Source organism: Lentibacter sp. (genome assembly GCF_029254145.1).
GTDB lineage: Bacteria > Pseudomonadota > Alphaproteobacteria > Rhodobacterales > Rhodobacteraceae > Lentibacter.
On the sequence record NZ_JAQWYD010000033.1, the window covers coordinates 1 to 5,581 of the forward strand.

Below are 5,581 nucleotides of genomic sequence, written 5' to 3' on the forward strand. Positions count from 1 at the left end.
CCGAATGGTACCGTGAGGGTCGCGTTCCGCTTCACACACTGCGTGCTGATATCGACTATGCTCACGCCGAAGGCATGACAGCATATGGCATCATCGGCATCAAAGTCTGGATCTTCAAAGGCGAGATCATGGAACACGATCCACAGGCTCATGATCGTCGCGCGCAACAATTCCAAGATGGCCCTGCACCTCGTGGTGCTGGCGGCCGTCGTTAAGGGGGGGCTGGGATATGCTTCAACCAAAGCGCACTAAATTCCGCAAGCAGCACAAAGGCCGGATCAAGGGTCTTGCGAAAGGCGGCTCCGATCTGAACTTCGGGACATACGGTCTTAAGGCTCTTGAGCCTGAGCGCGTAACAGCCCGCCAGATCGAAGCAGCTCGTCGTGCGATGACGCGTCACATGAAGCGTCAGGGCCGTGTCTGGATCCGTATCTTCCCGGATGTGCCTGTCACAGCCAAGCCCATCGAAGTTCGTATGGGTAAAGGTAAGGGTTCTGTGGACCGTTGGACTGCCAAGGTTAAGCCTGGCCGTGTTATGTTTGAAATCGACGGTGTCGACGAGGATATTGCACGCGAAGCGCTCCGCCTTGCGGCTATGAAGCTGCCGATCAAATCACGCGTTGTTGTACGCGAAGATTGGTAAGCAGCTCGGAAGCGCCTAGGCGCTTTCGGACAGAGCTAAATTAGAAGAACCCCCGCCTGCGCAATCAGGTGGGGGTTTTTTCGAATTCAAAGCCAAAGTGTCGGAAAAAATCTTTTTGACAGTTTGTAATTAGGCTTTGTGCCTGTGGCGGATAAAGCGTCAGGCCGACGTTTCTTCGGTATAGTTTCCCGTTGGGTTTATATCTATTTCCTGCAATTATTGGTTTTAAAGCCATTGCTGGTTCCGCGCTGCGCTTGGCGATGCCCTCTCAATTGCTTGAAACATTGAGCTCACGACTATATCCGCTATCTGTAAGCCAGCAGACTGTCTGGCTACACGGCGGTGAACCAAATCGTACTCAAGGACCTTGTGCTGAACCTCTCTTGTGTTCAAGAACGTTGATCCTGCTTCCCCTTGTCTCTTTAGCTAAAGCACATACGCTTTGAAGTGCCCGAAATGATGGCCTTTGCGGCTAGCAAGGACAATATTAAGCTTAGGGCTTTCGAGGCCGTGTTTTGCTGCATCTTTTGCGACATACTCGGTCACTCGTTCCAAAAGAAGACGGACAACGAAGTTGTAAAAGTACTGACTGCTTGAGCTGGCAGTTCCTGATCTTGCTGCGCGGTGATTTTCATGCCCGACCGTAGTTTCTTTGAATGAACATACTACAAACGCCCTAGCGGAATGTTGAGCAAGCGCTTTGCAAACGCGCAGCCTGTTGAAGTCTTTTAGGTTCCGGTAGTGAATTGGGCGGCCCTTTTGACCGAAGATTGCTGTCCATAGGTCGTTGCGCCGTCGTTCAAGAGATGCTTCATCTTCCGAGCGGATCAAATATCCGCCAAGACACAACCATTCTGAGTTACCCTGAGTATTCAAGGGCTTCAGTTTGTCGACTTTGTCGTCGCCAGCTTCGTCCACAAAAAGTGTATAATGGTGAAACAATACAATTTCGTCCTGAGGAGACATGAATAGCTAAGCCAGCTTATCATGAGAAATTACGCAACCGTGACCTGAAACCTAACTGCAATATCCCGACTGAGCAATCAGGCGGGGGTTTTCTGTTGGGGGCGGTGTGGTGGCTTGGCATCCACCCTACAGTTTACAGCAGGGTGATCTGGGAGCGTGTGGACATGCTGTCGTCTTCAAGGCGTTTGGCTTCGCCGATGTGCCACATGAGGCCTGACTGGCCTTGGGAGGCGGCTGTGCCGAGGTTGTCTGCGGAAACGCGGGCCTTTTCGGCACTTTCTGAGAGCGCCGCAGCAAGAGCGGCGCGGGCGTCGCGGATGGCGTTGAAGCGGGCGTCATACTCTTCTTGGGAGAGTGCGTTGGCGGCCTTTTGTTGTTTGAGGCGCGCCAGCTCGGCGTTTTGCTGAGCGAGCACTTGGGGGAGGGTCTGTTTGATCTCGCTGAGTTGTTTGCCCGCATCGAGCAAGGTGTTTGACAGCTCTTGTTTGGAGACTTGGGCCACGCGTGCGGCAACTTTGCGTTTGCCGTGCTCGTGGCCGACAACCGCGCCGACGACACCGCCCGCCACTGCGCCTGCAACACACTTTTGTGCGCTGCTGGCTGAAATCAGGCCGAGGCCACAGCCCAATGAAGCACCGATCACGGCTCCTTTGCCTGTGGATTTGCGCACCAGTTCATCGGCCATACGGTTGAGGCTTGCGGCCTGCGCGTCAATTTCTGCGTATTGCGAGGACGCGGCGAAGGCCATCGGCGTGGCTTGGCTGCGCGTCGGGCTTTCGTGAATGCTTCCACAGGCTGAGAGAGCTGTGAGCGCGAGAACGGAAAACACGGTGTGCTTCAGGGTGATCATGGGGGAGACTGCCTCTTCAAATCTTATTTTGAGAGACAATCACCTAGGAATGTGGCGAAAATCGGGAATTTGGAAACAATTCTTGTGAAACTGTCACCGTGTCCCCGATTAGACCGTCATGACCATTTGTAATTGAATGAGACGCTGATCCGGTCGTCTTCGGACATGTTCATCGGGACTTCGTGGCGCAGCCAGCTTTCCCAGAGGAGCACATCACCGACTTTGGGCGCGGCGTAGACAAATGTCTGTGCGTCGCGGCCTGCTGTTTTGAGACGCGGTGGTGCGGCCATCATGCGGGCGGAACGGGGGTCTTCCAGCTTGAGAGCTGACGCGCCGTCTGGCATGGCGACATAGGTTGTCCCGCTGATTGCTGAGTGCGGGTGGATATGGGAGGAATGCATGCCGCCTTCGGGCAGTATGTTAATCCAGAGGTCTTCAAGCTCAAGCTTGCCGTCCCCGAGGTCCAGCTCCAGCGCTTTTGCGAAGGCGGCAACGTGCAGATCAAGCGAGGTGATCAGATCGGCAAACACAGGCGAGCGCCAGCCAAGGTCTGTGAGGGAGGCGTAAGAGGTGTAGCCCGGGTAGCCATTGTCTTCGCACCATTGCTGGCCTGCCTCGTCATCATCAGCAATGCCGTAGCAGGAGCTTTCCAGCTCGTCTGGATTGATGGCGGGTCCGTGCTCGGACAGGGCGGCACGGTAGAGGCGGGTCACGAAGAGGGGTTCTATATCTGACATGAGGATTTGATATCCTGTGACATGAAAAAGGACCAGCGTATATGATCTATGGCAAGGACTGAGCCGTTAAGGGTGATAATTGTGTGCGGTATGCGATCAGGAGGGACGAATGGCTATAGCACATAACAAATCAGAACTGATGAAAGTCACGGCTAAGGAGTGGGATCGGATTTACCTGCTCTTGAAAGATTTTCCCGAAGAGTTGGCCGTTTTGCCAGACGAAGAGGGCTTCAGCGTCAAAGATGTTGTTATGCATCGGGCACATTGGATCAGTTTGTTTTTGAGGTGTTATCATGACGGCTGGCAAACGATCGACGTGCTCTTTCCCAAGAAAAATTATCGTAGGAGCGAACTGAAGCGCTATAGCTTGGCTCTGCGTCAGCGTGAGAAGGATGTGTCTTGGACGGAAGCATTGGCGCGCCTTGACACTGCGCATGAAGAATTTGTCTCGCTCATCGAAACCTTGAGTGATGTGCAGCTATATGGCGCGCCGATGGAGGGCGCACACAACAGTTGGAGCACGGGACGTTGGGCTGAGGCCGCTGGTGCAAGCCATCTCCGGCTGGCTTCAAAATATGTCCTAAAGAGGCTTCGGGATATGAAGCAGTGATGCAAAGACCCTAAATGCACGACTGCGGGAGGAGCTGGTCAAAACGTGTTGAGCCACTAGGCTAATATCCGCGTAGAGCGCTGACGGTTTTCCAGAATAGATTGTGCGGTATGCAAATACCTGCAAAAATTTCAACATGAGTCGTGTTTAAGGGGTGGAGTCATGCGCGTAGCTCAAACAAAGGTTGATCTAGTTGGTATCTCTCGGGCGGAGTGGAGCAAGCTTATGCTCACGCTGGAATGTGTGCCTGATGATGTGGCGGAAAAACTGGACGCTGACGGCCAATCTATCAAAGATGTTGTGGCGCATGGCGCGTTGGCGATCGGGCTTGTGCTTGGCTGGTATGCCGACGGACAGGCAGGGCGCGACGGCCCGCCCACGAAATACTGCTCGCGTGATCTGAAATTTAGTCCGACCACATTGCGCACATGGCAAGAAGAGCTGAGCTGGCCTGAGACGCGGACATTGCTCGGGTCTGCGCATGAGCGCCTGATGGGGCTGGTGGATGAGCTTGACGACACTGCGCTCTACGGAGGCCCTATGAAGGGTGTACGCAACAACTGGAGCATGGGCCGCTGGGCGGAAGCTGCTGGGGCAGGGCATTACCGCACCACGCGGCGTTATATCAGCAAGCGCATGAAGCCTCTTGTGGCTTAAATATGTGTGAGATAGGACCCTACGCCTTGGGCTAAGGGGCCAGCGCGACAGGACTCTTGTGAAAGCTGTCGATGTTGTGAAGTGGGTTGCCATTGCCGTCCAGCTTGTTGGCTATGGTCTTGCGGGGCTCAATATTGTGCCGTGGAATGTGTTTGCTTTCTTTATTGGTATCTTGCTTTGGTTTGCCGTTGGAGTGATGTGGAAGGACCGTGCGATTATGGTTGTCCATGTCGGGGCGTTTGTCTCACTCTTTGCAGGCTATCTGAACTCTTGTGGGACAGGCGCAAAAGCTTTTCCCGATAGGGCTTGCCAGCACACCAAAAGGAGCCTATACGGCCCACTTCTACCCATGAACTCCACTGGAATCAGGGTCACGCTTGCTTGCGGCCTACCAGTGATGTTGAAAAAGGAAATAACCATGAACGCATCAGACCTGCGTGACAAGTCGGTTGACCAGCTCAAAGAAGAGCTGTCAAACCTCAAGAAAGAAAGCTTCAACCTGCGCTTCCAGTCGGCCACAGGCCAAATGGAAAACACCGCACGTGTGCGTGAAGTGAAGCGGACAACAGCCCGCGTGCTGACAATCCTCAACGAAAAAGCCGCCGCTGCGGCTGCAGAATAAGGGAGCCTGAGTTATGCCAAAGCGTATCCTCACAGGCGTAGTAACAAGCAACCAAAACGAGCAAACCGTAACGGTTTCTGTTGAGCGTCGCTTCACACACCCTGTTCTGAAGAAGACAATCCGTAAGTCCAAGAAGTACCGGGCTCACGATGAGAAGAACGCCTACAACGTAGGTGACCAAGTGCGGATCGTCGAATGTGCGCCCCGTTCAAAAACCAAACGTTGGGAAATTCTGGAGGCGTAAGCCTTTAGAGCAACCAATATTAGAAACCCTGGGGAAAAGGCCACGCATCGGCCCCCCATAGGTCAGGAGAAACCATATGATCCAGATGCAAACAAATCTGGATGTTGCTGACAACTCAGGCGCTCGCCGAGTTCAGTGCATCAAGGTTCTGGGTGGTTCCAAGCGTCGTTACGCTTCGGTCGGCGATATTATCGTCGTATCCGTTAAGGAAGCCATCCCACGCGGTCGCGTAAAGAAGGGTGACGTGCGTAA

The 5,581-nt window shown here is 53.8% G+C and carries 9 protein-coding genes and 2 pseudogenes; 8 read left to right on the forward strand and 3 right to left on the reverse strand.

Annotated features, from left to right (window positions below):
- A pseudogene (locus P8O11_RS03980) lies at positions 1–215 on the forward strand (30S ribosomal protein S3); the annotation flags it as partial.
- A 14-nt stretch (positions 216–229) separates the two neighbouring features.
- Positions 230–643 carry a 50S ribosomal protein L16 gene (rplP, locus tag P8O11_RS03985; protein WP_089887370.1) on the forward strand — a complete coding sequence of 138 codons (414 nt, stop codon included), beginning with the start codon at positions 230–232 and terminating at the stop codon, positions 641–643.
- Positions 644–1,069: 426 nt separating this feature from the next.
- Here rplP and P8O11_RS03990 read toward each other — a convergent pair whose 3' ends face one another.
- The 3 genes from P8O11_RS03990 to P8O11_RS04000 all read right to left on the reverse strand — a co-directional run bounded on the left by P8O11_RS03990 (position 1,070) and on the right by P8O11_RS04000 (position 3,196).
- A complete protein-coding gene (locus P8O11_RS03990; protein WP_300291883.1) occupies positions 1,070–1,609 on the reverse strand; it encodes a DUF3800 domain-containing protein in 540 nt (179 codons plus the stop codon).
- Between the two features lie 133 nt (positions 1,610–1,742).
- Positions 1,743–2,459: a hypothetical protein gene (locus P8O11_RS03995; RefSeq protein WP_300291885.1), complete on the reverse strand. Its 717-nt coding sequence runs from the start codon at positions 2,457–2,459 to the stop codon at positions 1,743–1,745.
- Positions 2,460–2,575: 116 nt separating this feature from the next.
- A complete protein-coding gene (locus P8O11_RS04000; RefSeq protein WP_300291887.1) occupies positions 2,576–3,196 on the reverse strand; it encodes a TIGR02466 family protein in 621 nt (206 codons plus the stop codon).
- A gap of 109 nt (positions 3,197–3,305) precedes the next feature.
- Here P8O11_RS04000 and P8O11_RS04005 point away from each other — a divergent pair, with 109 nt between their 5' ends.
- The 6 genes and pseudogenes from P8O11_RS04005 to P8O11_RS04025 all read left to right on the forward strand — a co-directional run.
- Entirely contained in the window at positions 3,306–3,806 is a 501-nt protein-coding gene (locus P8O11_RS04005) for a ClbS/DfsB family four-helix bundle protein (protein WP_300291889.1), read from the forward strand.
- Between the two features lie 162 nt (positions 3,807–3,968).
- A complete protein-coding gene (locus P8O11_RS04010) occupies positions 3,969–4,463 on the forward strand; it encodes a ClbS/DfsB family four-helix bundle protein (RefSeq protein WP_300291891.1) in 495 nt (164 codons plus the stop codon).
- A gap of 76 nt (positions 4,464–4,539) precedes the next feature.
- A pseudogene (locus tag P8O11_RS13765) lies at positions 4,540–4,719 on the forward strand (DUF6552 family protein); the annotation flags it as partial.
- A 162-nt stretch (positions 4,720–4,881) separates the two neighbouring features.
- The gene (gene rpmC, locus P8O11_RS04015; RefSeq protein WP_089887380.1) at positions 4,882–5,085 is read left to right on the forward strand and encodes a 50S ribosomal protein L29; all 204 of its coding nucleotides are present in this window, start codon (positions 4,882–4,884) and stop codon (positions 5,083–5,085) included.
- Between the two features lie 13 nt (positions 5,086–5,098).
- Positions 5,099–5,329: a 30S ribosomal protein S17 gene (gene rpsQ / locus P8O11_RS04020; RefSeq protein WP_089887382.1), complete on the forward strand. Its 231-nt coding sequence runs from the start codon at positions 5,099–5,101 to the stop codon at positions 5,327–5,329.
- Positions 5,330–5,405: 76 nt separating this feature from the next.
- On the forward strand, positions 5,406–5,581 hold a 176-nt coding region (locus P8O11_RS04025; protein WP_300291896.1), incomplete at its 3' end, for an uL14 family ribosomal protein.

Coding starts and splice junctions, on each gene's coding strand:
- P8O11_RS04000 (WP_300291887.1), bottom strand. CDS start 3,196: ATGTCAGATATAGAACCCCTCTTCGTGACCCGCCTCTACCGTGCCGCC.
- P8O11_RS04010 (WP_300291891.1), top strand. CDS start 3,969: ATGCGCGTAGCTCAAACAAAGGTTGATCTAGTTGGTATCTCTCGGGCG.
- P8O11_RS03995 (WP_300291885.1), bottom strand. CDS start 2,459: ATGATCACCCTGAAGCACACCGTGTTTTCCGTTCTCGCGCTCACAGCT.
- P8O11_RS04005 (WP_300291889.1), top strand. CDS start 3,306: ATGGCTATAGCACATAACAAATCAGAACTGATGAAAGTCACGGCTAAG.
- rpmC (WP_089887380.1), top strand. CDS start 4,882: ATGAACGCATCAGACCTGCGTGACAAGTCGGTTGACCAGCTCAAAGAA.
- rpsQ (WP_089887382.1), top strand. CDS start 5,099: ATGCCAAAGCGTATCCTCACAGGCGTAGTAACAAGCAACCAAAACGAG.
- rplP (WP_089887370.1), top strand. CDS start 230: ATGCTTCAACCAAAGCGCACTAAATTCCGCAAGCAGCACAAAGGCCGG.
- P8O11_RS03990 (WP_300291883.1), bottom strand. CDS start 1,609: ATGTCTCCTCAGGACGAAATTGTATTGTTTCACCATTATACACTTTTT.